Origin of the sequence: Variovorax sp. RTB1, from assembly GCF_035018765.1 — a bacterium.
Taxonomy (GTDB): domain Bacteria; phylum Pseudomonadota; class Gammaproteobacteria; order Burkholderiales; family Burkholderiaceae_C; genus Variovorax.
Genome location: NZ_JASJXG010000113.1, coordinates 1 through 1328, shown reverse-complemented (window position 1 = coordinate 1328; position 1328 = coordinate 1). Strand labels below are relative to the sequence as shown.

At 66.1% G+C, this 1328-nt stretch carries 1 protein-coding gene; it reads right to left on the bottom strand.

Features of this window, described 5'->3' with window-relative positions; all coding sequences use genetic code 11:
• The coding region (locus tag QN397_RS26565) for an NAD(P)(+) transhydrogenase (Re/Si-specific) subunit beta (RefSeq protein ID WP_323502515.1) at window positions 1–1328 on the bottom strand (1328 nt) is incomplete at both ends.

Here is a 1328-nt window from a genome sequence, read left to right as displayed (position 1 = left end):
CAGCACGGCTTGTGCGTCGCCATAAACCATGTGGCAGTTGTGGCCATAAAAGAGCGCGTTGACGATGCCTGCATAGCCCTTGCCCTCACCTCGCTTGATGACGAACACCTTCTTCGCCTGGTCGGCGTTCAGGATCGGCATGCCGAAGATCGGTGAGCCCTTGTCCGTGCGCGCGGCGGGGTTAACCACGTCGTTGGCACCGATGACGAGTGCCACGTCGGTGGTCTTGAACTCGTCGTTGATGTCTTCGAGCTGGAAGATCATGTCGTAGGGCACGCCGGCCTCGGCCAGCAGCACGTCCATCTGACCCGGCATGCGGCCCGCGACCGGATGGATCGCGAACTTCACGCTCACGCCACCGGCCTGCAACAGCTTGACGAAGTCGAACAGCTTGCCCTGCCCTTGCGCCGCGGCGAGGCCGTAGCCCGGCACGATGATCACCGAGCTGGCGTAGCGCATCGCGATGCCCGCATCGCCGGGCTGCATCGGCTTCAACTCGCCCTTGATCTTGCCCGGCTTGTGCTTGGAGGCTCCGCCGAAGTTGCTGAACACCACGTTGCTCACCGAGCGGTTCATCGCGCGGGCCATCAGCAGCGTCAGCAGCAGGCCCGCCGCACCGACCACCATGCCGGCGATCATCAGCGCCGGGTTCTGCAGCACGAAGCCTTCGAGACCGACCGCAAGACCCGTGAAGGCATTGAAGATCGAGATCACCACCGGCATGTCGGCCCCGCCGATGGGCAGCGTCATCAGGATGCCGAGCACCAGCGCGAAGCCGAAGAAGAGGTAGATCGATGCCGGCACGCCAAGCCCGCCCAGCACCAGCACCGATTTGTCGACACTCGCCACGACGAGGTAGGCGCCGACCGCGAGCGTTGCCAGCAAGACTACCCCGTTGACCACCTGCTGCGCCTTGAACCGCAACGGGTTCTTGATCACGCCGTCGAGCTTGGCCCAGGCGATCAGCGAGCCGGACAACGACACCGCACCGATGAGGGCGCCGAGCAGGGTGACGATCAGCGCGGTCATGCCCTGCGTCTTTCCGCCGAACAGCTCCACCGCTGCGATGGCTCCGGCCGCGCCGCCGCCCATGCCGTTGTAGATCGCGACCATCTGCGGCATGGCGGTCATCGCCACGGTGCGCCCCGCCCACCAGGCCACGCCGCCGCCGAGCGCGAGTGCCACGACGGCAAGACCCAGGTTCATCCACAGATCGGGGCGGGCCGCGCTGTCCACGTCGAAGGCATAGAGGAAGCTCGCGAGCACCGCGACCGCCATGCCGATGCCGGCCACGGAGATGCCCGAGGACGCAGTCGCGGGCGACGACA